This window comes from Amycolatopsis sp. FBCC-B4732 (genome assembly GCF_023008405.1).
GTDB lineage: Bacteria > Actinomycetota > Actinomycetes > Mycobacteriales > Pseudonocardiaceae > Amycolatopsis > Amycolatopsis pretoriensis_A.
The window spans coordinates 5,398,952-5,423,349 of record NZ_CP095376.1 but is presented as its reverse complement, the minus strand read 5'-3'; the positions used below and the strand labels follow the sequence as shown (position 1 = coordinate 5,423,349).

The 24,398-nt window shown below is 71.0% G+C and carries 18 protein-coding genes; 7 read left to right on the top strand and 11 right to left on the bottom strand.

What is annotated here, in order from left to right; translation table 11 throughout:
• Positions 1–21 precede the first annotated feature (21 nt).
• Together MUY14_RS23305 and MUY14_RS23300 are read left to right on the top strand one after the other, a co-directional pair.
• On the top strand, positions 22–2,055 hold the full coding sequence (locus MUY14_RS23305; RefSeq protein ID WP_247011809.1) for an APC family permease: 2,034 nt from the start codon (positions 22–24) through the stop codon (positions 2,053–2,055).
• Entirely contained in the window at positions 2,052–3,239 is a 1,188-nt protein-coding gene (locus MUY14_RS23300; protein ID WP_247011808.1) for a class I SAM-dependent RNA methyltransferase, read from the top strand. Before MUY14_RS23305 ends, MUY14_RS23300 begins: the two co-directional genes overlap by 4 nt.
• Positions 3,240–3,257: 18 nt before the next feature.
• On the opposite strand, the gene MUY14_RS23295 is transcribed toward MUY14_RS23300, so the two are convergent.
• Positions 3,258–3,677 carry a hypothetical protein gene (locus tag MUY14_RS23295; RefSeq protein ID WP_247011807.1) on the bottom strand — a complete coding sequence of 140 codons (420 nt, stop codon included), beginning with the start codon at positions 3,675–3,677 and terminating at the stop codon, positions 3,258–3,260.
• Between the two features lie 49 nt (positions 3,678–3,726).
• Positions 3,727–5,196, bottom strand: a complete 1,470-nt coding sequence (locus tag MUY14_RS23290; protein WP_247011806.1) for an aldehyde dehydrogenase family protein — start codon at positions 5,194–5,196, stop codon at positions 3,727–3,729.
• Positions 5,197–5,383: 187 nt separating this feature from the next.
• On the opposite strand from MUY14_RS23290, the gene dxs reads away from it, so the two are divergent.
• Positions 5,384–7,291, top strand: coding sequence for a 1-deoxy-D-xylulose-5-phosphate synthase (dxs, locus tag MUY14_RS23285; protein ID WP_247011805.1), 1,908 nt, complete (start codon positions 5,384–5,386; stop codon positions 7,289–7,291).
• A gap of 85 nt (positions 7,292–7,376) precedes the next feature.
• Here dxs and MUY14_RS23280 read toward each other — a convergent pair whose 3' ends face one another.
• The 5 genes from MUY14_RS23280 to MUY14_RS23260 are packed head-to-tail and all read right to left on the bottom strand — an operon-like array spanning position 7,377 to position 14,211.
• A complete protein-coding gene (locus tag MUY14_RS23280) occupies positions 7,377–8,837 on the bottom strand; it encodes a cytosine permease (RefSeq protein WP_247011803.1) in 1,461 nt (486 codons plus the stop codon).
• A complete protein-coding gene (locus tag MUY14_RS23275) occupies positions 8,834–10,192 on the bottom strand; it encodes an aminobutyraldehyde dehydrogenase (protein ID WP_247011801.1) in 1,359 nt (452 codons plus the stop codon). Before MUY14_RS23275 ends, MUY14_RS23280 begins: the two co-directional genes overlap by 4 nt.
• Complete coding sequence (locus MUY14_RS23270) at positions 10,189–11,832, bottom strand: thiamine pyrophosphate-binding protein (RefSeq protein ID WP_247011800.1); 1,644 nt, start codon at positions 11,830–11,832, stop codon at positions 10,189–10,191. The genes MUY14_RS23275 and MUY14_RS23270 overlap by 4 nt, the downstream gene beginning before the upstream one ends.
• Entirely contained in the window at positions 11,829–12,773 is a 945-nt protein-coding gene (gene speB, locus MUY14_RS23265; RefSeq protein ID WP_247011798.1) for an agmatinase, read from the bottom strand. The genes MUY14_RS23270 and speB overlap by 4 nt, the downstream gene beginning before the upstream one ends.
• Positions 12,766–14,211 (bottom strand): sodium:solute symporter, encoded by a 1,446-nt coding sequence (locus tag MUY14_RS23260; protein WP_247011796.1) that lies wholly within the window; start codon positions 14,209–14,211, stop codon positions 12,766–12,768. Before MUY14_RS23260 ends, speB begins: the two co-directional genes overlap by 8 nt.
• Before the next feature lie 108 nt (positions 14,212–14,319).
• On the opposite strand from MUY14_RS23260, the gene MUY14_RS23255 reads away from it, so the two are divergent.
• The 3 genes from MUY14_RS23255 to MUY14_RS23245 are packed head-to-tail and all read left to right on the top strand — an operon-like array spanning position 14,320 to position 17,662.
• Positions 14,320–15,825, top strand: coding sequence for a PucR family transcriptional regulator (locus tag MUY14_RS23255; RefSeq protein ID WP_247011795.1), 1,506 nt, complete (start codon positions 14,320–14,322; stop codon positions 15,823–15,825).
• A 35-nt stretch (positions 15,826–15,860) separates the two neighbouring features.
• Entirely contained in the window at positions 15,861–16,541 is a 681-nt protein-coding gene (locus tag MUY14_RS23250) for a response regulator transcription factor (protein ID WP_247011794.1), read from the top strand.
• Complete coding sequence (locus MUY14_RS23245) at positions 16,538–17,662, top strand: cell wall metabolism sensor histidine kinase WalK (protein ID WP_247011793.1); 1,125 nt, start codon at positions 16,538–16,540, stop codon at positions 17,660–17,662. Before MUY14_RS23250 ends, MUY14_RS23245 begins: the two co-directional genes overlap by 4 nt.
• On the opposite strand, the gene MUY14_RS23240 is transcribed toward MUY14_RS23245, so the two are convergent.
• Complete coding sequence (locus tag MUY14_RS23240) at positions 17,659–19,185, bottom strand: twin-arginine translocation signal domain-containing protein (RefSeq protein WP_247011792.1); 1,527 nt, start codon at positions 19,183–19,185, stop codon at positions 17,659–17,661. The two genes, MUY14_RS23245 and MUY14_RS23240, sit on opposite strands and share 4 nt — an antisense overlap.
• Before the next feature lie 57 nt (positions 19,186–19,242).
• Between MUY14_RS23240 and MUY14_RS23235 the strand changes: the two genes are divergently transcribed.
• Positions 19,243–19,683 carry a hypothetical protein gene (locus MUY14_RS23235; protein WP_247011791.1) on the top strand — a complete coding sequence of 147 codons (441 nt, stop codon included), beginning with the start codon at positions 19,243–19,245 and terminating at the stop codon, positions 19,681–19,683.
• On the opposite strand, the gene MUY14_RS23230 is transcribed toward MUY14_RS23235, so the two are convergent.
• The 3 genes from MUY14_RS23230 to MUY14_RS23220 all read right to left on the bottom strand — a co-directional run bounded on the left by MUY14_RS23230 (position 19,680) and on the right by MUY14_RS23220 (position 23,672).
• A complete protein-coding gene (locus MUY14_RS23230; RefSeq protein WP_247011790.1) occupies positions 19,680–21,791 on the bottom strand; it encodes a 3-hydroxyacyl-CoA dehydrogenase NAD-binding domain-containing protein in 2,112 nt (703 codons plus the stop codon). The two genes, MUY14_RS23235 and MUY14_RS23230, sit on opposite strands and share 4 nt — an antisense overlap.
• Positions 21,791–22,981, bottom strand: coding sequence for a thiolase family protein (locus MUY14_RS23225; RefSeq protein ID WP_247025215.1), 1,191 nt, complete (start codon positions 22,979–22,981; stop codon positions 21,791–21,793). Before MUY14_RS23225 ends, MUY14_RS23230 begins: the two co-directional genes overlap by 1 nt.
• Positions 22,982–23,153: 172 nt before the next feature.
• Complete coding sequence (locus MUY14_RS23220) at positions 23,154–23,672, bottom strand: hypothetical protein (protein WP_247011788.1); 519 nt, start codon at positions 23,670–23,672, stop codon at positions 23,154–23,156.
• Between the last annotated feature and the right edge of the window lie 726 nt (positions 23,673–24,398).

Sequence of the window (24,398 nt, the reverse complement as noted above, 5' to 3'; positions counted from 1 at the left end):
GCTCCGCTGTACTGTCCGGTGGTGTCGAAGTTCCCGACCGTGCTGAAACGCCTGGTCCTCGGACGTCCGTTCCGCAGTGACAGGCTCGCTCACACGCTCCTCCCGAAGCGCATCGCGCTGCCGATCTTCGCGTCCGACGCCCTCTCGAGCGTGGCGTACGCGCCGGAAGAGATCTTCCTGACGCTGAGCGTCGCGGGCCTCTCCGCGTACGCGCTGGCGCCGTGGATCGGCATCATGGTCGCCCTGGTCATGCTGGTCGTCGTCGCGTCCTACCGGCAGAACGTGCACGCCTACCCGAGCGGCGGCGGCGACTACGAGGTCGCCAACACCAACCTCGGCGGCAAGTTCGGCCTCACCGTGGCCAGCGCGCTGCTCGTCGACTACGTGCTGACGGTCGCGGTGTCCACTTCGTCCGGTGTGGCCAACATCGGCTCTGCGGTCCCGTGGGTGGCCCAGCACAAGGTGCTCGCGTCGATCGTCATCGTCGTCGTGCTGACCTCGCTGAACCTGCGCGGCATCCGGGAGTCGGGGAAGGCCTTCGCGATCCCGACATACGGCTTCATCCTGGGCATCCTGGTCATGGTCGTGTGGGGCCTGGTGCAGGCGGCCACCGGCACCGAGATGAAGGCCGAGAGCGCCGGGTTCACGCTGAACGCCGAAGGCACTTTCGCCGGCGTCGCTTACGCGTTCCTGGTGCTGCGGGCGTTTTCCTCCGGCGCGGCGGCGCTGACCGGGGTCGAGGCGATCAGCAACGGCGTCCCGGCGTTCCAGAAGCCCAAGTCGAAGAACGCGGCCACCACGCTGCTGATGATGGGCCTGCTCGCGGTCACCATGCTGGTCGGCATCATCACGCTCGCGACGATCACCGACGTCAAGTTCGCCGAGGACCCGGCCGAGCAGCTCGCCGGCGCACCCGCGGGCTACGAGCAGAAGACGATCGTCGCGCAGATCGCGCACGCGGTGTTCGCCGACTTCCCGCCGGCGTTCTACTACATCTCCTTCTCCACCGGCATCATCCTGCTGCTGGCCGCGAACACCGCGTTCAACGGCTTCCCGGTGCTGGGCTCGATCCTGGCGCAGGACCGCTACCTCCCGCGGCAGCTGCACACCCGCGGCGACCGGCTGGCGTTCTCCAACGGCATCCTGTTCCTCGCGGCGTTCGCGCTCGTGCTGATCATCGCGTTCGACGCCGAGGTCACCCGGCTCATCCAGCTCTACATCGTGGGCGTGTTCGTGTCGTTCACGGTGAGCCAGGCCGGCATGATCCGGCACTGGAACCGGTTGCTGGCCAAGGAAACCGACCCCGCGAAGCGGCGGCGGATGCGGCGCTCCCAGACGGTCAACGCGGTCGGTCTCACCTGCACCGGCGTCGTGCTGGTGATCGTCCTGATCACGAAGTTCCTGCTCGGCGCGTGGATCGCGATCGCGGCGATGGTGGCGATCTTCGTGCTGATGACGGCGATCCGGAAGCACTACGACCGCGTCGCCGACGAGCTGAAGGACCTCGGCGACACCCCGACCGTGCTGCCGTCGCGCAACCACGCGATCGTCCTGGTGTCCAAACTGCACCGCCCGACGCTGCGCGCGCTGGCCTACGCCAAGGCGATGCGCCCGGACGTCCTCGAAGCCGTGACGGTCAACGTGGACGATGCCGACACGCGCCGGCTCACCGCCGAGTGGGACGCGCACAACTTCAAGGTGCCGCTGAAGGTCGTCGAATCGCCCTACCGCGAGATCACGAAGCCGGTGCTCGACTACGTGAAGCGCGTGCGCGGCGACAACCCGCGCAACGTGGTCACCGTGTTCATCCCGGAGTACGTGGTCGGGCACTGGTGGGAGCAGGTGCTGCACAACCAGAGCGCGCTGCGGCTCAAGGGTCGGCTGCTGTTCCAGTCCGGCGTGATCGTGGCGAGCGTGCCGTGGCAGCTGGAGTCCTCGGCCAAGGCGGCCGCGCGCGTCCGGAACGAACGGCCCGCGGCCGGTGACGTCCGGCGCGGTTTCTCGCCCAACGGCAAGCGGGCCGCCGCACCGAAGCCGAAGGAGCCGGCCGAATGACGAGCTGGCTGGGTCGCGTCCTCGAGGTCGAGGTCGGGCCGGTCGCGCACGGCGGCCACTGCGTGGCGCGTGCCGAGGGCCGCGTGGTGTTCGTCCGGCACGCGCTGCCGGGGGAGCGGGTCCGCGTCGAGGTCACCGAGGACAACGGCGGTTCGTTCTGCCGCGGCGACGCGGTGGAGGTGCTGATGGCGGCCGAGGCGCGGGTCGAGCCGCCCTGTCCGCTCGCGGTGCCCGGCGGCTGCGGCGGGTGCGACTGGCAGCACGCGGCACCGTCGTACCAGCTCGAGCTGAAGGCCGCCGTGGTGGCCGAGCAGCTGCAGCGGCTGGCGGGCATCGAGCGCGAGGTCGTCGTGGAGGCGCTGGAGGGCGGGTCGCTGGACTGGCGCAGCCGCGTCCGGCTGGTCGCCGGCCGGGACGGGCGCGCGGGCCTGCGCGCCCACCACAGCCACCGCGTGGTGCCGCTGGAGAAGTGCCCGATCGCGGTGCCGGGCGCGCTGGACGACGTCCTCGCGCGCCGCTGGCGCCCGGGCGCCGAGCTGGAGGTGACCAGTGACGGCAACGGCACCCGGCACGTGCGCGAGCTGTCGACGGTCCGCGGCAAGGTCCGCGCCCGCCAGCTGTCCGGCGGCGTGGCGGTCCAGCACGCGGCGGGCCGCGACTGGCAGCTCGACGCCCACGGCTTCTGGCAGGTCCACCCGGCGGCGGCCCCCACGCTCGCGGCGGTCGTCGCGGAGTGGGCGGAGGCACCGGCGGGCGGCTCGGCCTGGGACCTCTACGCCGGGGTCGGCCTGTTCGCGTCGGTGCTGGCTTCGCAGGTCGGCACGTCGGGGCGGGTGCTGGCGATCGAGTCGGGCCGCCGTGCGGTCACCGACGGCGAGCGGAACCTGGCGGACCTCCCGCAGGTCTCGTGGCAGGCGGGGCGCGTGGAGCACGTACTGGAGTCGGCGGCCAAGCCGGTCGACGTCGTGGTGCTGGACCCGCCGCGCAAGGGCGCGGGCAAGGCGGTCGTGGAGTCGATCGTGGCGGGCGCGCCGGACCGGATCGTGTACGTGGCCTGCGACCCGGCGGCGCTCGCCCGCGACCTGGCCACGTTCGCCTCGCACGGGTACTCGCTGACGGATCTGCGGGCGTTCGACGCGTTCCCGATGACGCACCACGTGGAGTGCGTGGCGCTGCTGTCCTGAGCGCGGTCCGGCCGCAGGTCAGCTGGCCCGTCGCACCGCGAACGCCGCCGCCAGGCCCGCTGCCGTCATCGCCACCCCCGACGCCAGCAGTACCCACGCCCCGGCTCCCGGTGCCACCCGTGCCGCCGGCTGGAAGCGCGTCACCCCCGGCAGGGTCACCACCAGGTGCCGCAGGATCACGCCCGTCACCACCAGGCCCGGCAGGCACGCCATCGCCAGCGGCTCGTCCTCGCGCCGGGCGAACGTCAAATACGTCAGCGTCCCCGCCAGCAGGACCGCCGCCGCGCACACCAGCCGCAGGCCGACCGCCAGTTCCGGGTCCGGGGTGCCCGGTGGCAGCGCCGCCGGGACCGCCGCCGTGCGCAGGGTCAAGCCCGCGATCACCCCCAGGCCGGCGATCGCCACCAGCACCGCTCGCGGCACGCGCCACTGCGTCACACCCGCAGCATAAAACGCTGGGCCGTTCGAATGATCCCGATCGGGCGACTCAGCTCGCGAACCAGTGCTGCGGGCCCGGGCGCAGGTTCTGGTAGACGTGCTTGACCTCGGTGTACTCCGCCAGCCCCGTCGGGCCCAGCTCGCGGCCGAAGCCGGACTGCTTGTAGCCGCCCCACTCGGCCTGGGGGAGGTACGGGTGGAAGTCGTTGATCCACACCGTCCCGTGCCGCAGCCGGCCGGCCACCCGCTGCGCGCGCGAAGCGTCCTGCGTGAACACCGCGCCCGCCAGGCCGTAGTGCGTGTCGTTGGCGATGCGGACGGCGTCGTCCTCGTCGGTGAACGTCTCCACCGTCAGCACCGGCCCGAACGACTCCTCCACGACCGCCGGCGAGCCCTGGCGCACCTCGTCCAGGATGGTCGGCAGGTAGTAGAAGCCCTCCGCCAGCGCCGGGTCGTCGGGACGGCGGCCGCCCGTGCGCAGCACCGCGCCCTCCGCCAGCGCCGCCGCCACGTACGCCTCCACCTTGGACCGGTGCGCCGCCGAGATCAGCGGGCCCGTCTCCGCGTGGGAGTCGAACGGGCCGCCCAGGCGGATGCGCTCGGCGCGGCGGACCAGCTCGGCCACGAAGTCGTCGTGCCACTCGCGCTGCACGATCAGCCGCGTGCCCGCCGAGCAGACCTGGCCCGAGTGCAGGAACACCGCCGTCAGCGCGTAGTCGACCGCCGTCTCGAAATCGGCGTCGGCGAAGACCACGTTCGGGTTCTTGCCGCCCAGCTCGAGGGCCACTTTCTTGACCGTGGCCGCGGCCGACGCGGCGATCACCTTGCCGGTGGCCAGGCCGCCGGTGAACGACACCAGGTCGACGTCCGGGTGGGCCGCCAGCGGCGCGCCCACCTCGGCCCCGGCACCGAGCACCAGGTTGCCCACGCCCGGCGGCAGGCCCGCCTCGGTGAGCAGCTTCAGGAACAGGATCGCCGTGTGCGGCGTCAGCTCGCTGGGCTTGAGCACGAACGTGTTGCCCGCCGCCAGCGCCGGTGCGATCTTCCACACCGTCTGCAACAGCGGGTAGTTCCACGGCGTGATCAGCCCGCAGACGCCGACCGGCTCGTGCACGATCCGGCTGATCGCGTCCGGGTTGCCGGTGTCGACGACGCGCCCGGCGTCCTGCGCCGCGAGCTTGCCGAAGTAGCGCAGGCAGGCCGCGATGTCGGCCATGTCGTAGCGGCTCTCGACCAGGCGCTTGCCGGTGTCGAGCGACTCCGCGCGGGCGAACGCCTCCGCGTCGCGATCCAGCAGGTCGGCGGTGCGCAGCAGCAGGTCACCGCGCAGGTGCGCGGGTGTGCCGGGCCACGGGCCGGCGTCGAACGCCCGCCGCGCCGCCGCGATGGCCGCCTCGGTGTCCTTGGCGGTGCCCTCCGCGACCGACGCGACCAGGGAACCGTCCGCCGGGCAGCGGATCTTCCGGCGGCCGCCGCCCACCGCGTCCACCCAGTCGCCGCCGATGAAGAAGTCCGCCATGGACCCCATTCTCGTGGCCACGCCGCGTGACCGCCACAGCACGGCCGGGAGACGAGGTTCACCCCGCGTGCTGACAGGCGATCGCTCTCCGCCTGTGATGCCGGACGCGGCGGGCGGAACCACCCTGGCGGGTCTCCGTAGACTGGCCGGAACGTGGGGTGTCCGAAGACGAGCGAGGTGGAGACGAGTGACGATGCTGGAGTCCCTCAGCGGACCGGCGGACCTCAAGCGCATGAGTGTCGAGGACCTCGGCGAACTGGCTGCCGAGATCCGGGACTTCCTCGTCGACAAGGTCCGCCGCGCGGGCGGGCACCTGGGCCCGAACCTCGGCGTCGTCGAGCTCACGCTGGCGTTGCACCGCGTGTTCGACTCGCCGCGTGACGCGATCGTGTGGGACGTCGGTCACCAGGCCTATGTGCACAAGATCGTCACCGGCCGGGCCGGCGGGTTCGACCTGCTGCGGCAGACCGGCGGTGTCACCGGTTACCCGTCGCGCGCGGAGAGTGACCACGACTGGGTGGAGAGCAGTCACGCGTCGTCCGGGCTGTCCTATGTGGACGGGCTGGCGAAGGCGTTCGAGCTGGACGGCGGGGGGCGGCACGCGATCGCCGTCGTCGGGGACGGCGCGCTGACCGGGGGGATGTGCTGGGAAGCGCTCAACAACATCGCTGCCCACCGGGACCGGCCGGTCGTCATCGTCATCAACGACAACGGGCGGTCGTACTCGCCGACCATCGGCGGGCTGGCCGATCACCTCGCCGCGTTGCGCTTGCAGCCCGGTTACGAGCGGCTCCTCGACGGTGGGCGGGAGATCCTCAAGCACACTCCGGTCGTCGGCAAGCCGATTTACGCCGCTCTGCACGCTGCGAAGGCCGGGTTGAAGGATGCGCTCAGCCCGCAGGCGATGTTCTCCGATCTGGGGTTGAAGTACCTCGGGCCCGTTGATGGGCACGATCAGGTGGCGCTGGAGAAGGCGTTCCTGAGCGCCAAGGCGTTCGGTGGCGCCGTGATCGTGCACGTGGTGACCGAAAAGGGACATGGGTACGCGCCCGCGGTCAACAACGAGCACGACCAGATGCACCAGACCGATCCGATCGATCCGGAGACCGGGCTGCCGCCGGTCAAGGGGCCCAGCTGGACCGGGGTGTTCGGTGAGGAGCTCGCGAAGATCGGGGCCGAGCGCGAGGACGTCGTCGCGATCACCGCGGCCATGTTGCGGTCGACCGGGCTGGACAAGTTCGCCGAGTCGTTCCCGGATCGGTGGTACGACGTCGGGATCGCCGAGCAGCATGCGGTTACTTCTGCTGCTGGGCTCGCCATGGGTGGGATGCACCCGGTCGTCGCGATCTACTCGACGTTCCTCAACCGGGCTTTCGACCAGGTGCTGATGGATGTGGCGCTGCATCGGCTGCCGGTGACGTTGGTGCTCGACCGGGCCGGGATCACCGGGCCGGATGGGCCCAGTCACCACGGGATGTGGGACCTGTCTCTGCTCGGGATGGTTCCCGGGATGCGGGTTGCTGCTCCTCGTGACCCGGCGACGCTGCGGGAAGAGCTGAACGAAGCTGTCGATGTGGCTGATGGGCCGACGGCTTTGCGGTTCTCGAAGGGCAAGGTCGGGACTGACGTCGCTGCTGTCGAGCGGATCGGCACGGTTGATGTGCTGCGGCGGCCGACGGAAGGTGCGGACGTTCTGCTGGTGACGGTGGGTGCGTTCGCGACGCTTGGTCTGGCGGCTGCGGATCGGCTGGCGGATCAGGGCATCGGGGTGACTGTGGTGGATCCGCGGTGGGTGTTGCCCGTTCCGGCTGAGCTCGTTGCTCTTGCTTCGCAGCACAAGCTTGTTGTGACTGTCGAGGACAGTGGGCGGCATGGGGGCTTTGGCTCGGCGCTGGCTGCGATGTTCCGGGACGCGGAGTGTGACGTGCCGTTGCGGGATCTTGCTGTGCCGCAGTCGTTCCATGATCTGGGGAGCCGGGATGAGGTGCTGGCTCGTATCGGGCTGACTGCTCAGGATGTTGCTCGGCGGGTTACCGAGTGGGCTTCTCGTCTGAGTACGGAGGAACCGGCGCGTAAGGATGCCAACCGTAGCTGAAAAGCTGTCCTCGCCGGACGGGCAGGCTCTGGGATGACCCCTCGGTTCGCTGGGTGGTCATCCCGTCGCCTGGATTGAGGCGGCCTCAGGCGACGGGATGACCGCCCAGCTTGAGCGGGGCTGGGGGCGGGGTGCGGGATGTCGCGAAGACTTCTGCGGGCTCCGGGAACAGCTTTACCAGTACTGGGTACGTTATCGCCGCTGTCAGCAGTGTTGCCGGCAGGCTGATGTCCACTCCTCCTGCGATGTCCTTCAGGGGGCCCGTGATCATCGGGGTGTTCGCGCACAGCAGGCCCAGTGTTGTAGCTGGGATCCACGCTGCCATTGCGCGCCAGTTCACCCCTCTCGCGAACCAGTAGCGGCCGCCACGGCGGCCTTCGTTGAACACCTGCAGGTCTTCTACGTCGTAGAAGCCTCTGCGTTGGACGAAGCCGATCATCATGATCACCATCCACGGGGACGTGCACAGGACGATCAGGGTGGCGAAGGCGTTGATGCTCGACACCATGTCCAGGACGAAGTTGCCGATGAAGATGAAGGCCACGCTCAGGGTGCCGATCAGCAGCGTTGCCTGGACTCGGGAGAGTCTGGGGAAGATCGAGCTGAAGTCCAGGCCCGTTCCGTAGAGGGACGTCGTTCCCGTGGACAGGCCGCCGATCAGCGCCACCACGATCAGCGGGATTGCGTACCAGAGCGGGGAAATCGCGGTCAGGCCGGTGATGTAGTCGGCCGGGTTCGCCACCAGTGTTGCCGTTGCGATGCCGAAGCCGAACGGGAGCAGCGTTGCCACCTGGGCCAGGAATGGTGCGGTCAAGAGCGAGCGCTTGCTGTACCTGGCCGGGATGTAGCGGGCCCAGTCGCCCAGGAACGCGCCGAAACTGATCGGGTTCGCCAGTGCGGTCAGGGCCGCGAGGGTGAACGTCGGCCAGAACGTGCCCAGTGCGTACGCTCCCGTTCCGCCGTAGCCCGGGTCGAACGAGCCGCCGTACGCCACTACGCCCAGGAGCATGATCAGGGTGCCCAGTACCACCGCGATTCGGTTGACCAGGAGCATGAAGCGGTAGCCGTAGATGCACACCACCAGCGTGGCGATCGCGATCACGCCGTACGCGATGCCGCGCAGTGCCGCGCCGCCGTCGAAGCCGAACAGTCTTTGTGCCGCGCCGGCCACCGCGTCGCCGCTCACCCAGACCGAGATCGCGAAGAACGTTATCGCCGTCAGCAGCGACAAGAACGAGCCGACGCAGCGGCCGACCACCCCGAAGTGCGCGCCCGACGAGACCGCGTTGTTCGTGCGTGTCCGCGGGCCGAACAGCGCCATGGGGGCCAGGACCAGGCCGCCGACGACCACGCCCAGCGCTGTCGCCAGGGCCGCGTCGCGGAAGCTCAGGCCGTACGCGATCGGCAACGTGCCCAGGATGATCGTGGCGAAGGTGTTCGCGCCGCCGAAGGCCATGCGGAACAGGTCGCGGGGGCGGGACGTCTGCTCTTCCGGCGGGATCGGGGCGATGCCGTGCTGCTCGACCTCCGTGATCTTGTCGCTCATGCGAACCTCGTCATCACGTGCTTGACGCGGGTGTACTCGGTGAAGGCGTACCCCGAGAGGTCCTTGCCGTGGCCCGAGTGGCCGAAGCCGCCGTGGGGCATCTCGGCCACCAGGGGGCCGTGGGTGTTGATCCAGACGCAGCCGAAGTCCAGCTCCGCCGAGACCCGCGCCGCGACGCCGAGGTCCTTCGTCCAGACCGACGACGCCAGGCCGTACGGGACGCCGTTGGCCAGCGCGACACCGTCGGCTTCGTCCGAAAAGGACTGGACCGTGATGACCGGGCCGAAGATCTCCTCCTGGACGATCTCGTCGTCCTGGTGCAGGCCGGAGACCACCGTGGGGGAGAAGTAGAAGCCTGTCGCGCCGGATCGTGTGCCGCCGGTCTCGATGCGGGCGTGGGAAGGCAGGCGCGAGATGAGGCCCTCGACGCGCGAGAACTGCGCCGCGCTGTTGAGCGGCCCGTAGTCGACGCCCGGAGTCTGCGACGCGGCGACCTTGGCCAGCGCGGCGACGAAGTCGTCGTGGATCGACTCGTGGACGAGGACCCGGCTGCCCGCCGTGCAGTCCTGGCCCGCGTTGTAGAACGCCGCGCCCACGATGCCCTCGGCCGTCGCGGCGAGGTCGACGTCCGGGAAGACCAGCAGGGGCGCGTTGCCGCCCAGTTCCAGGTGCGTGCGCTTGAGGTCGGCCGCCGCCACGGTGGCCACGTCGATGCCCGCTCGGGTCGAGCCGGTGATCGAGACCAGGGCGGTGATCGGATGGCGGACCAAAGCCCGGCCCGTGTCGCGGTCGCCGGTCAGCACGGTGAAAGCCCCGGCAGGCAGGAACTCCGCCGCGACGCCGGCCAGCAGCACGGCCGTCGACGGCGTCGTCTCGGCCGGCTTGAGCACCACCGTGTTGCCCGCGGCCAGTGCCGGGGCGATCTTCCAGACCGCCATCATCAGGGGATAGTTCCACGGGGCGATCTGGGCGCAGACGCCGATCGGCTCGCGGCGGATCACCGAGGTGTGGCCCGGCGTGTACTCGCCGGCCGCGGTGCCCTCGAGGTGGCGGGCGGCGCCGGCGAAGAAGCGCAGGGCGCTCACGCACTCCGGGATCTCCTCGTCGAGCACCACGGAGCGGATCTTGCCCGTCTCGCGGACCTCCAGGTCGGCGAACTCCCCGGCTCGGGCTTCCAGGGCGTCGGCGATCTTCAGCAGTGCCAGCTGCCGCTGGGCCGGGGTGCTGCGGCGCCAGATCGCAAACGCTTGCGCCGCCGATTCGAGCGCCGCGTCCACATCGGACTGCGAGGCCACCGGGCTGGTGCCGAACACCTCGCCGGTCGCCGGGTCGGTCAGGTCCAGCGTGCGGGTCATGCCTGCTCCAGGTGGGTCGGCGCGAACATCTTCAGCAGCGCGGGGAGGACGACGACGGACGGCCCCGGCGTGCGCAGCGCCTCGGCGAGGTCGGTGCCCACCTTGTCCAAAGAGGACAGCGTCGCGGGTACGCCGAAGGAGGCGGCCAGCGCCACGAAGTCGGGGCGGGACAGCTCGGTCGCCGTGGTGCGGCCGAAGGTGTCCGTGAGGTATTCGCGCAGGATGCCGTAGCCGCCGTCGTCGATCACCAGCCAGGTGACGTCCAGGCCGTGCTGGACCGCGGTGGCCAGCTCCGCGATGCCGTACATCGCGCCGCCGTCGCCGGAGACCGCGAGTGCCGGGCGCCCGGCCGCCGCGCCGCCGAGCGCGCCCGGGAGGCCGTAGCCGAGGCCGCCCGCGCCCTGTGCCGTGTGGATCGGGGCGCCTTCGGGGTTCCACGCCGACCAGGCCCAGTACGCGGCGATCGTCATGTCCCAGAACGTCTGGGTGCCCTCGGGGACCGCCGCGCGGATGTCGTCGATCAGCTTGCGTTCGACCCCCAGGTCCTGACCGGCCAACCGGGACTCGACCCGCGAGAGCAAGCCCGAAACCGCGGCCTCGGCCCGGCCGTCCGAGCGCCGCATCGGCACCCACTCCAGGAGCGCCTGCACCGCCGGTCGCACGTCGGCGTGGATGCCCAGGGCGGGGTAGTTGGACTCCAGTTTCCCCAGGTCGGCCTCGACCTGGATCACGCGGCCGCGGGGGGCGAACTCGCGGTAGTTGCTGGACAGCTCGCCCAGGCCGGAGCCGAGCACCAGCAGCACGTCGGCGTCGGCCAGGAACTCCGTGGTGTGCCAGTCCTCCAGCCAGGAGCGGCCGGACAGCTCGTGGTCCCAGGCGAAGACGCCCTTGCCGCCGAACGTCGAGATCACCGGTGCGCGCAACGCTTCCGCCAGCGCCGTCAGCTCCGCGTGCGCGCCGGATCGCAGGGCACCACCACCGGCCAGGATCACGGGGTTCGACGCCGCCGCCAGCAGTTCGGCCGCCGCCGTGACCAGCTCCGGCAAGGGTTCCAGGGGAGGGGGAGCCGCCGACACCGACGTGATCGGCGGGATCCCCGCCGGGCCGAGCAGGACGTCCTGGGGGATCTCGACCCACACCGGGCCGTACGGTGCGGTCGCCGCCGACGTCCAGGCTTCGCGCAGCGCCGACGGGATCTGGCTCGCGTGGCGCACGACGTGCACCGACTTCACGACGCCCGAGAAGCTCGCCTGCTGGTCGGGCAGCTCGTGCAGGTAGCCGTGGCGGCCGCCGCCGAGGCCGGCGGCCGGGATCTGGCTGGAGATTCCCAGCACCGGTACCGAAGCCGCGCGGGATTCCTGCAGGGACGCCAACGTCAGCAGCGCGCCCGGGCCGGTCGAGACGATCAGGGGTGTCACCGGGACCGGGCCGTCGGGGTCGGCGGCCAGGCGGGCGCGGGCGTGGCCGTCGGCGGCGAACGCGAGGTTGTTCTCGACGCGCCCGCTGATCACCCGCAGGTCGTCCGCGCGCCGCAGGGCCTCGAACAGGCCCAGTGCGTGCTGGCCGGGCAGGCCGAACACCGTGTCGGCGCCCAGCGCGCGCAGGGTTTCGACGACGACGTCCCCGCCGATGCGCGTCATTCGCCCTTCCCCAGGCTCAGCAGGCTCACCAGGTCGTAGGCGACGTGGGAAGCCGCGATGGCGGTGATCTCGGCGTGGTCGTAGGCCGGGGCCAGCTCGACGACGTCCGCGCCGATCAGGTTGAGGTCGCGCAGGCCGCGCAGGATCTCCAGGAGCTCGCGGCTGGTCATGCCGCCCGCCTCGGGGGTGCCGGTGCCGGGCGCGTGGGCCGGGTCGAGGACGTCGATGTCGACCGAGATGTACAGCGGCCGGTCGCCGATGCGCTGGCGCAGGGCGTCGACGGTCTCGGCGACACCACGCCGGAGGACGTCGCCCGAAGTCACGATGCCGAAGCCGAGGCGGCGGTCCTCTTCGAGGTCGCGCTTGCCGTACAGCGGGCCGCGGGTGCCGACGTGCGACAGCGCGCTCGTGTCGAGGATGCCTTCCTCCGACGCCCGCCGGAACGGGGTGCCGTGGGTGTACGGCTCGCCGAAGTAGGTGTCCCAGGTGTCGAGGTGCGCGTCGAAGTGCAGCAGCGCCACGGGTCCGTGCCGCTTCGCCGCGGCCCGCAGCAGCGGCAGGGCGATCGTGTGGTCGCCGCCGACCGTGACCAGGCGCGTCCCGTTCGCCTGCAGCGCTTCGGCTTCCTGCTGCAGCGTCTCGATCGCTTCGCCGATGTTGAACGGGTTGACCGCGATGTCCCCGGCGTCGACGACCTGCTTCGCTTCGAACGGCGAGACGTCCAGCTCCGGGTGGTAGGGCCGCAGCAGCCGGCTCGCCTCGCGGACGGCGGCCGGGCCGAACCGGGCGCCGGGCCGGTAGGACACGCCGGAGTCGAAGGGCACCCCGACGACGGCGACGTCGGCGTGGTCGACCTGGTCGATGCGCGGCAGCCGCGCGAAGGTCGCGAAGCCGGCGAACCGGGGGACGCGCGACGAGTCGAGGGGTCCGATGTTAGGCACTGCTGGGCTCCTGTTCCCGGGTCGGGGTGGGCGTTTCTTCGCCGTTGAGTCGGCGGGTCCAGACGGAAAGGATCGAGTCGGCCGTGCGGGGCGTGGCGAAGCTGACGGCGAGGTACACCACCAGGCTCGCGCCGAGGCCCCAGTAGATCGGGGTGTTGGCGTCGACGCCGTCGATGATCATGAACGCGACGACCGAGATCGTGCCGGCCACCATCGACGCGTACGCGCCCTGGCGGGTGCCGCGCTTCCAGAACAGCGCGCCGACGATCGCCACCAGCAGGCCGCCGACCAGGATGTCGTAGGCAATGGTGAGCGCGTTGACGACGTCGTCGACGACCATCGCGATGCCGATCGCGAGCAGGCCGAGCACGAGCGTGGCGAGCCGGTTGCGGCTGACCTCGCCGCCCTTCTTCAGCCCGAACTTGGTCAGCAGGTCCGACGTCGTGGTGGTGGAGCAGGCGATCAGCGCGCCGCTCGCCGTCGACATCATCGCCGAGAGCGCGGCGGCCAGCACCAGGCCGCGGACGCCGGTCGGGAGCAGGCGCTCGACGATCGTCGCGAAGGCGTCCTGCGCGCTGGCGAGGTCCGGGTACAGCGCGTGCGCCGCGGTGCCGATCAGGGCGCCGGCCAGGCCGTAGACCAGGCAGTAGACGCCGGAGGTGATGCCACCGGACGTCGCGATCCCCGGGGTGCGGGCGGTGAACACGCGCTGCCAGATGTCCTGGCCGATGAGCAGGCCGAAGGTGTAGACGACGAAGTAGGTGATGATCGTGTCGGTGCCGATCGAGCTGAAGCTGAAGAAGCTCGCGTCGAGCTTCTCGCTCATCCCGCTGAAGCCGCCGGCCGAGCTGATCGCGACCGGCAGCAGGATCGCCAGGATGCCGATGGTCTTGATGACGAACTGGGCGATGTCGGTGAGCGTGATCGACCACATGCCGCCGAGCACCGAGTAGAGGACGACGATCGAGCCGCCGACCGCGATGCCCGCCCAGTTCGGCAGGTCGAAGAGCACCTTGAAGATGGTCGCGAAGGCCAGCGTCGAGGTGACCGTCAGCATCAGCGTGTAGCCCCACATCACGACGCCGGACACCGCGCTGGTGCGGCCGCCGTAGCGCAGGTCGAGCATCTCGCCGACGGTGTAGACCTTGAGCTTCACCAGCCGGCGCGCGAACAGCGTGTGCAGCACGAGGATGCCGACGCCGATGCTGACGACCAGCCACATGCCGGAGATGCCGTAGGTGTAGCCGAGCTTCACGCCGCCGACGGTGGACGCGCCGCCGAGCACGACGGCCGACATCGTGCCGGAGTACATGAACCAGCCCAGCCGCCGCCCGGCGACCAGGTAGTCGGACTTCGTCTTCGCGAGCTTGAGGCCGTACCAGCCGACCCCCAGCATGCCCGCGATGTACAACGCGATCACCGCGTAGTCGCCGGTCACGGTGGCCTCCTTACCTTCGTGGCGGTGGTGTTCGGGTCACCGTAGGTTCGCCCGCCACCCCTCCGGCATGGGATGATTCATCTCCACGTCGACCTCTTTGGGGATGAAATGACCTCGATCACGGATTCGGTGCCCACCGAAGTGAATGTCCCGTTACGGGACGTGGTCGGCAACCGGGAGCTCGCGCTCCACGTCGTCCCCGAGACCCTGCGGCCGGGCGCGCTGGACGCGCCGGTGCGCTGGGCCCACGTCAGCGAGCTGCAGGACCCCGCGCCCTACCTGGTCGGCGGCGAGCTGATCCTCACCGCCGGGGTGAACCTGCCGGACCGGGTCGACCGGTACGTGCGCGGGCTGCGCGACGCCGGCGTGACGGCCCTGGGGTTCGGGCTCACCCCGACGGTCTTCGAGACGCTGCCGGAGCCGCTGCGCCGGGCCTGCGCGCGGTACGGGCTGCCACTGCTCGTGGTGCCTGCCCGGACGCCGTTCCTGGCGATCAACCGGGCGGTGTCGGTCGCGCTCACCGAGGCCGGGCAGCGCGAGCAGCGGCGGATCACGGCGGCCCGGGAGACGCTGACCCGCGCGGCGGGCGGCGGGCTGGGCGAGCTGACGTCGTCGCTGGCCGGCCAGCTGCGGTCGTGGGTCGCGCTGGTCGGCGCCGGGGATGTCCTGGCCTCGGCGCACGACGCGCCCACGCCGTTGCCGCTCCAGGTGCGGGAGCTGGTGGCGACCGTGCGGGCGGGCAGCGGGATCCGCAGCGCGACCACCGAGGTCGACGGCGGGTTCGTGGTGGTCCAGCCGGTGTACCCGCAGGCGACGGCGTCGCACCTGGTGGTGGTCGGCAGGCCCGCGCGCTTCGACGGCGCCGAGCGGGCGATCCTCGCGGTCGGCGCGGCCCTGCTCGGCCTGGTCGGGCGCGCCGGCTCGGACGCGGCCGGACTGGGCGCGGCGGCGACCGGCCTGCTGCTCGGCCGCACGTCCCCCGGCGGGGTGGCCCGTGCGCTGCTCGGCTCGGACGTCGTCCGGCTGGTCGCCGGGGCCGCGTACCGGCGGGGGCCCGGCGAGGTGGCCCAGCGGCCCGACTGGTTGCGCGCCCGGCTCGACACCCCGCTCGTTTCGGTGCGCCCCGGCCGGTTCGTGGCGATCGTGGGGTCCGCGCCGCCGCTCGCGGTGCTCGAAGACTTGCGCGCCCACGGCTGGCTGGCGGCGGCGGGCGCCCCGGCACCGGCGGGCCGGCTGTCCGAGAGTGAGGTCGACTCGCTGCTCGCGCGGGCCCGGGCACTGGGGCGCCCGGTCGTGGCGGGCGACTCGCCGCTCGACCTCGACGCGCTGGTGGACCCGGGCGCTTCCCGTGGCTTCGCCGAGCGGGCGCTGGAACCGCTGGTGGCCCTCGACCGGGCGGGGGACCGGTCGCTGGTGCCGACGCTGCGGACGTGGCTCGCCCACCACGGCGGCTGGGAGCCGACAGCGGCCGAGCTGGGCGTGCACCGCAACAGCGTCCGGCACCGGATCGCGCAGGTGGAGCGGGCGCTGGACGTGGACTTGGCGGACCCCGAGGTCCGGATGCGCCTGTGGTTCGCGCTGCGGTGGCTCTCACCGGTCACACACAGTCCTTAAAGGGCACTCTCAGGAAGATATGGGATTGTGGGTTCGTGCGAGTTTTGGTAGTCGAGGACGAAGAACCCCTGGCCGACGCGATCGCCCGTGGCCTGCGCCGCGAGGGCATGGCGGTGGACGTCGCGCTCACGGGTGACGACGGGCACGAGAAGGCCGCCGTCACGCGGTACGACGTCGTGTTGCTGGACCGGGACCTGCCCGGGATGTCCGGGGACGAGCTGTGCCGGGAGATCGTCGCGTCCGGGGAGCTGACCCGGGTGCTGATGCTCACCGCGAGCAGTTCGGTGTCCGACCGCGTCGAAGGGCTTTCCCTCGGCGCCGACGACTACCTCGCGAAGCCGTTCGCCTTCCCCGAGCTGGTCGCCCGCGTCCGGGCGCTCGGGCGCCGGGCCACCCCGGCCGCGCCGCCGCTGCTCACCGCCGGGGACGTCGAGCTGGACCCGGCCAAGCGGACCGTCCGCCGGGCCAGCGGGCCGGTCGAGCTGACGCGCAAGGAGTTCGGCGTCCTCGAGGTCCTGCTGTCGGCCGCCGGGTCGGTGGTCAGCAGCGAAGAGCTGCTCGAACGCGTGTGGGACGAGAACGCCGACCCGTTCACCACGACCGTCCGGGTCACCGTCATGACGCTGCGCAAGAAGCTCGGCGAGCCGGGGATCATCGAGACCGTCGTCGGTTCCGGGTACCGGGTGCCGGAACCCGGAACGCCGCAACGCGCGTGAACCTGCTGGGCACCCGCAGCCTCCGCGTCCGGATCACCCTGCTGGCGACCGTTCTCGTCGCCGCCGTCAGCCTGCTGCTGCTCTGGCTGGCCTGGACGCTCGTCCGGGATTCGCTCGACACCGTGCCGCAGATGCCGCCGGGCAGCACGGTGGTCGTCGACGGCGTCACGGTCGACGCCTCGACGCTCGCCGACCACCTGCGGGTGCACGCCCGCGACCGGATGCTGCTGTTCGGCTCGATCGCGTTCCTGCTCGTGGTCGCGGCCGCGGCGATCCTGGCCTGGACGTTCACCTCCCGCGTGCTGCTCCCGTTGCGCGAGATCACCGGCACCGCGCGGCGGCTGTCGGTCGAGTCGCTGGGGGAGCGGATCGGCGGGGTGCGCCCGCGTGACGAGCTGGCCGTGCTGGCCGAGACGTTCGACGACATGCTCGACCGGCTCCAGGCCGCGTTCGACGCGCAGCGCCACTTCGTCGCGAACGCGAGCCACGAGCTGCGGACGCCGTTGTCGGTGATCCGCACGGAACTCGACGTCACCCTCGCCGACGACGACGCCGACGTGGCCGAGCTGCGCCGGATGGGCGGGGTGGTCCGCGACGCGACCGAGCGCGCCGGGCAGCTGGTGAACTCGTTGCTGCTGCTGGCCCGCACGGACGGCGCCGGGCTCGGGGTGCGGGAACCGGTCGACCTGGCCGTCGTCGTCGACCGGGCCTGGCGCGCGGTGCACCGGGAAGCCGAGCACCGCGGCATCCAGGCCGCGTTCACCACCCCGTCGGCCCCGGCGTTCGGCGACCCGGCGCTGCTGGAGCGGATCGCGGGCAACCTGCTGGAGAACGCGGTCCGCCACAACGTCGAAGGCGGCTGGCTGGAGATCGTGACCCAGCCGGGCCCGCAGTGGTCGATGCTGCGGGTCCGTTCCTCGGGCGGCCTGGTGGACCCGGCGACGGTGGCGGAGCTGTTCGAGCCGTTCCGCCGCGCGGGCGTCGCCCGCACCGCCCGCAACGGCGCCGGCCTGGGCCTGTCCATCGTGCGGGCGGCGGTCCAGGCCCACGGCGGAAGCGTGACGGCGGAACCCATCGTGGGCGGCGGCCTCGGGGTGACCGTCCACCTGCCGGTGCGCTAACGCACGTCCACGAAGATCGGGTTCGCGTACAGCCACAGGTCGTCGAACGGGTTCGCCTGCCCGAGGACGTCCGGCGTGGGCTCGGCATCGCCGTTCGATCCCCGGATCCGCGCGTAGAACGGCGCACGCACGGTGCGGAACGTGTGCCGGAAGACGACCTGCCGGCCGGGCGCCCAGCGCGGCTCGAACGACTCCACCACCCGCGTGCCCGGCGCCGTCATCGTGTCCGGGTCGCGCACCGGGCCGGTGACCGGGCCGGCGACCACGTCCAGCCGGGCCAGGCGCGGGATCGAGCCGCCGCCGTTCGGGCGGGACGCGAGCCGCGCGGAGACCACGACCGTCACGTCCGAACCGCGCCGGACCCGCAGGCGGCCGCCCAGTGTCGCCGCCGAGCCGCCGCCGTACGCGCCGACCTCGAGGGACTGGACCAGGCCGCCGTGCGAGAGCCAGATCCGGCCCGCGCGCAGGCCCTCCAGCACGCCTTCGAGGCTGCGCCGCGTGACGCCGACGTGCGTGCGGCTGAATTCGCCCGGGTAGAAGTCCGCGTACGGCGGGACCAGCTGCGGGACGCCGCTGTCGACCGGGTCGGGGTACTTGCCGTGCGTGTCGTACCAGTCGTCCGCCACCGGCGGGCGGATCAGCGTGTCGCCGCGGTTGTAGTGCGAGTCGGAGTTGGTGGTGATCCACCACGGCTTGCCCTCGGCGAGCAGCGAGTCCCAGAGCCCGCCGACCTTCGCCGTCGACCAGTCCCAGCCGCCGTACGTCCGGTACGCCTCCGGCGGGAAGCCCGGCCACGAGTTCGCGCCCGCGCTGTTGGCGTAGCCGCCGCGCGCGCCGCCGTTGCCGAGCGGCTTCGGGAAGCCGTCGGCCTGTGCGCCGGGTGCGCCCTCCATGCCGATCACGATGTGCGGAGCGGCGTCGCGGTAGGCCCGCAGCTCGTGCGGGGCGACGCGGCCGTTGCGCAGCGGGTGGTTGATCAGCACGACCGGCGCGTGGATGCGTTTTGCGCGCTCTTCGTCGGCGAGCCAGCGCAACGCGCGCAATGCGAGTGCCTCGTTCGCCGGGCTCGACGCCTCGGAGTTCGTCAGCCGCCAGTCGAAGGTTCGCTCGAACTCGCGCAGTTTCGCGGCTTGCCGGTCGCCGGCCTGGAAGAACACCGTCGCGTGCTCGGCGCCCGGGACGTTCCACTCCATGCCGTGCCACAGCAGCAGGTCCGGGTACTTGCGCCGGGCGGCGAGGAAGTCCGCCTCGGTCGGCTCGACCGACACCTTCTCGTGCTCGGCGTGGCCGTGGTCGGTGAAGACGATCCAGTCGGCGCCGTGCGCGCGCCCGCCGTGCGCGATCTGGTCGATCCGGTACATCGCGTCGTAGGAGTACTGGCTGTGCGTGTGGTGGTCGCCCACCAGCCACTGGTAGCGGCCGCACAGCCGGCTCAGGTCGACGTCGGGATCGGGGAGGGGGATGCCCGCGGCGGCGGCCGCGAGCCCGGCACCCTTGAGGAACCGGCGTCTGTCGGTGGTCACGCGCGGACGCTAAGCCGCCGGGGTGAACGGGCGGTGTCCCGGCGGCCAACGTGTGCTGTGATCTTGGACGTGGAGGAGAAGCCGCTGGTCCGGGTGCTGGTCCCGGTGATCGCGCTGGCCGCCGCCGTCGGGGTGGGGCTGGCCTTCGGCGTCGCGGCCCTGAAGCGCCCGCCGGACCTGCCGGTGGACACGAACCCGGCGCCGCTGGCCGGCCACACGCTGTGCGCGGCGGTGGTGGTGGTCTTCCCCGCCGACGCCGAGCTGCGGGCGGCGATGCCGGCCGTGCGCGACGACCCGAAGGCGCGGCGGGTGTTCGTCGACCCGCCGTCGGTGTCGCTGCTCGCCGTCCCGGGCACCGACCTGAAGGCGTGGGCGCAGGAGCTGCACGCCCGCTTCCGGAAGGCCGAGCGGGTGACGGTCATCGACTCCGACGCGACGGCGGCGCAGCTGAAACTCACCGCGCCGCCGCCGAAGTGCCCTCGGGAGGGCGAGTACTAGCCGGCCGGAACCGAGGCCACGCCCGGGGCGAGGAACGGCTTGCCGTTCACGCGCTCGGACACGCCGGAGCGGTCCAGGTACGGCGTGATGCCGCCGTTCCAGAACGGCCAGCCCGCGCCGAGGATCAGGCACAGGTCGATGTCCTGCGCCTCGGCGACCACGCCCTCGTCGAGCATGATCCGGATCTCCTCGGCGATCGCGGACAGCGCCCGGTCACGCACCTGCTCCGAAGTGGACGGCTTGTCGCCCTGCGTCCACAGCTCGACGACCTCGGGGTCGGCGGACTGGTTGCCCTGGGCATCCCAGACCCAGACGCCCTTCTTGCCCGCCTTGACGAACTTCGCGAGGTTGTCGGACACGGTGAACCGGTCCGGGAACGCCTCGTGCAGCGTCTCGCCGACGTGCAGCGCGATGGCCGGGCCGACGAGCTGCATCAGCGTCAGCGGCGTCATCGGCAGGCCCAGCGGCTCGAGCGCGGAGTCGGCGACCTCGAACGGCGTGCCCTCGTCGACGGTGACCAGCACCTCGCCGAGGAAGCGCAGCAGGAGCCGGTTGACGACGAACGCCGACGCGTCCTTCACCAGCACGCTGGACTTCTTGAGCTGCTTGCCGACCGAGAACGCGGTCGCCAGCGACGCGTCGTCGGTCTGCTCGCCGCGGACGATCTCCAGCAGCGGCAGCACGGCGACCGGGTTGAAGAAGTGGAAGCCGACCACGCGCTCGGGGTGCTGCAGCTTCGACGCCATCGCGGTGATCGACAGCGACGAGGTGTTCGTCGCCAGGATCGCCTCGGGCTTGACGTGCTGCTCCAGCTCGGCGAACACCTGCTGCTTGACGCCCAGCTCCTCGAAGACGGCTTCGATGACGAAGTCGGCGTCGGCGAAGGCGGCCTTGTCGAGCGAGCCGGAGACCAGCGCCTTGAGCCGGTTCGCGCCGTCCGGGGAGACGCGCTTCTTGCCCAGGAGCTTGTCGATCTCGGCGTGGACGTAGCCGACACCCTTGTCGACGCGCTCCTGGTCGACGTCGGTCAGCACGACCGGCACCTTCAGACGGCGCACGAACAGCAGCGCGAGCTGGCTGGCCATCAGGCCGGCGCCGACGATGCCGACCTTGTTCACCTTGCGGGCCAGGTTCTTGTCCGGCGCGCCGGCCGGGCGCTTGGCGCGCTTGTTGACCAGGTTGAACGAGTACAGCCCGGCGCGCAGGACGTCGGACATGAGCAGCTCGGCGAGGCCGTCGGTCTCGGCCGCGTACCCGCGGTCGAGATCGTTCTCGCGGGCCAGCTCCAGCAGCTCGACGGCCTTGGCCGCGCCCGGCGAGGCACCGTGCGTCCGGCCGTCCACAATGGACTTGGCGCGGGCGATCGCGGCGTCCCAGCCGGAACCGCGGTCGATCTCCCGGCGGGCCGGGGTGATCTCGCCGTTGACGACCTTGGCCAGCCACAGCAGCGACTGCTCGAGGTAGTCGGCCGAGCCGAAGACCGCGTCGACGATGCCGAGCTCGGCCGTCTGCTTGACGTTCAGCATCTTGTTCTGCGCCAGGGCGTTCTCGATGATCACCGTGACGGCGGCGTCCGCGCCGATGAGGTTCGGCAGCAGCTGCGTGCCGCCCCAGCCCGGGAACAGGCCGAGGAAGACCTCGGGGAACGCGATCGCGGCGGTGTTCTCCGACAGCGTCCGGTAGTGGCAGGACAGCGCCAGCTCGAGGCCGCCGCCCATGACCGCGCCGTTGATGAACCCGAACGTCGGGATCTTCGTTTCGGTGAGGCGGCGGAACACGTCGTGCCCGGTCTGGGCGATCTCGCGCGCCAGCTTCGGGTCGCTCACGGACTCGACGCCCGAGAGGTCGGCGCCGACGGCGAAGATGAACGGCTTGCCGGTGACGGCGATCGCGGCCGGCTCGGCCTCGAAAGCCTTGTCCAGCGCGGAGTTCAGCGACACGAGCCCCTGCGGGCCGAACGTGTTCGGCCGGGTGTGGTCGTGGCCGTTGTCGAGGGTGATCAGCGCGACGGGCTTGGCGAGCCCGGGCACCTTGACCAGCCGCGTGACGGCGTTCGTGACGACCTCGTCCGGGAACGCGGCCTTCGCTTCTTCAGCGGTGAAAGTCATTACTTCGCCCCCTCGAAGGCCGGGTTCTCCCAGATCACGGTGCCGCCCATGCCGATGCCGATGCACATCGTGGTCATGCCGTACTGCACGTCGGGCCGCTCGGCGAACTGGCGGGCCAGCTGCGTCATGAGCCGGACGCCGGAGGAAGCCAGCGGGTGGCCGCACGCGATGGCGCCGCCCCACTGGTTCACGCGCGGGTCTTCGTCGTCGATGCCGAAGTGGTCGAGGAAGGCCAGCACCTGCACGGCAAAGGCCTCGTTGATCTCGAACAGGCCGATGTCGTCGATGGAGAGACCGGTGCGCTTGAACAGCTTCTCGGTGGCCGGCACCGGGCCGATGCCCATGACCTCCGGCTCGACCCCGGCGAAGGAGTAGCCGACCAGCCGCATGGCGACCGGCAGGCCCAGCTCGCGGGCGGTGTCCTCGTCGGCGAGGAGCGAGGCGGTGGCACCGTCGTTGAGGCCGGCCGCGTTGCCCGCGGTGATCCGGCCGTGCGGGCGGAACGGCGTCTTCAGCCCGGCGAGGGTTTCCAGCGTGGTGCCGGGCCGCGGCGGCTCGTCCTCGGTGGCCAGGCCCCAGCCCAGCTCCTTGGAGCGGGTGGCGACCGGAACCAGCTCGGGGCCGATCTTGCCGGTCTTGACGGCTTCGGCGTAGCGCTCCTGGCTGCGCGCGGCGTAGGCGTCGGTGCGCTGCTTGGTGATCGCCGGGAAGCGGTCGTGCAGGTTCTCGGCGGTCTGGCCCATGACGAGCGCGGTCGGGTCGACGAGCTTGTCGGCGATGATCCGCGGGTTCGGGTCGACGCCTTCACCCATCGGGTGGCGGCCCATGTGCTCGACGCCACCGGCGATGGCGATGTCGTAGGCACCGAAGCCGATGCCGGAAGCGGCGGTGGTGACGGCGGTCATCGCGCCGGCGCACATGCGGTCGATGGCGAAGCCCGGCACGGACTTCGGCAGCCCGGCGAGCAGCGCGGCGGTCCGGCCGATGGTCAGGCCCTGGTCGCCGATCTGGGTGGTGGCGGCGATGGCCACCTCGTCGACGCGCTCGGGCGGCAGTTCGGGGTGCCGCCGCAGCAGCTCGCGGATGGCGTTGACGACGAGGTCGTCCGCCCGCGTCCCGGCGTAGATGCCCTTGTCGCCGGCCTTGCCGAAGGGGGTCCGTACCCCCTCGACGAAGGCGACGTTTCGCACGCCCCGCGCGTTCGGCGCGAGCGGCGTTGCTGGTGCGGCCACTGGTGCTCCATGAAGTAGAGGTCTTTGACCGCACGATAGCCCTTGTTACCCGTCGGTAACCAGTGGAGTGGCCCGGTCGAGTGGGCTACGGCACACTCTTGGGCGTCCTTCGAGGCCGAGCTGCCGCGTTTCAGGGAGGTGGAGCCACTCCGAGCGCGTCACGATGACGCCAAGCGAGTTCGAGACAAGCGGCTCCGGCGTTCACGGTGCCCGGATGGCCGGTGTAGAGGCGGACATTCTCCTCGGTGAACGGGATACCCTGCCCCTCCGGGCCCACGAGGATGGTCCCCTCCGGTCCACTCGATACCATCGCTGCGAAGATCTCGTCGAATGTCGGTGAATCGAGCACGCACACGGTGTACAGGCTCGGTTTCCAGTCGAGGAGGTCGAGACCGATTCCGAGGACCCGGACAGTCAACTCCCCCGAGACGTAGGCTGCGTGCAGCCGGTGGAACGGCTCGTCCCGCGAGTAGTCGATCGGTCGTCCGCCGCGACCATAAGCTTCTTCGACGTTCAAGAACTCCTCTCCGTACTCACGCATGATGTTCTTCCACAGGTCGAAGTCTTCACGGAGCGCGCTCAACCCGATGTCCGAAGGTGTGAACTCTCCGGCTGGTATGACGTGGAGGATGTCGGGACCCTCCGCCACGAAGCCTCCGTCTCTCCGGTGCAGGAAGAAGCTGCATTGCTCCGGGCTCCGGCGAATCGTCAACGTGTTGACGCCGAGACCTGGCGATCGACGGTTGAGACTGAAGGGGTCGCGGAGCCAGTGCCGGTATCGACCCGCGAGAATATTCCTCCGTCCTGCGAGCTGGCGGGCTGCCGCCTCCAAAGTCAGGACCAGCGAGGTGTCCAGGTGGTCGAAGTAGCGTCCCGTCGTGAAACAGAGGTCGAGACGCCTTGCTTCGCAGTGGACGCTGAGGAGTCGGTATATCCGACCGTTGTAGAGAGAATTCTGCCGGGCCGAGCTTTCTGAGAGCTTCGGTATAACGATGGAACGGGCGGGCCCCGGGTATCTGTGACAGAGCCCGTTCGGCTGCCGAGAGAGTTCGTTCCAGTTCGACGTCCTCGCTGGGCTGTGCGCGCATGGTCAAATGGACTGACTCCAGCGGAATCGGCTCGCTGAGGAGCCAGCCGGGTTTGGTCAGAATGGGAAGGGTGTCGGTCCAGTTGTTCCGTGCGACTTCCCGAGAAGCGGTGTTGAGCTGGGCATAATTCGCGCGGATGTGGTCGAGGACGTCGCTCAGCTGCTGGGTGTTCGTTTCTCTGGCTGACTTCCGCCAGTTGATCACGAACGACGTCGCAGCGATCAACAGACTTGAGGCGCTGATCGCGAGTGCGACGTCCACGAGTGACCTCCGGCTGTCTCACCCCT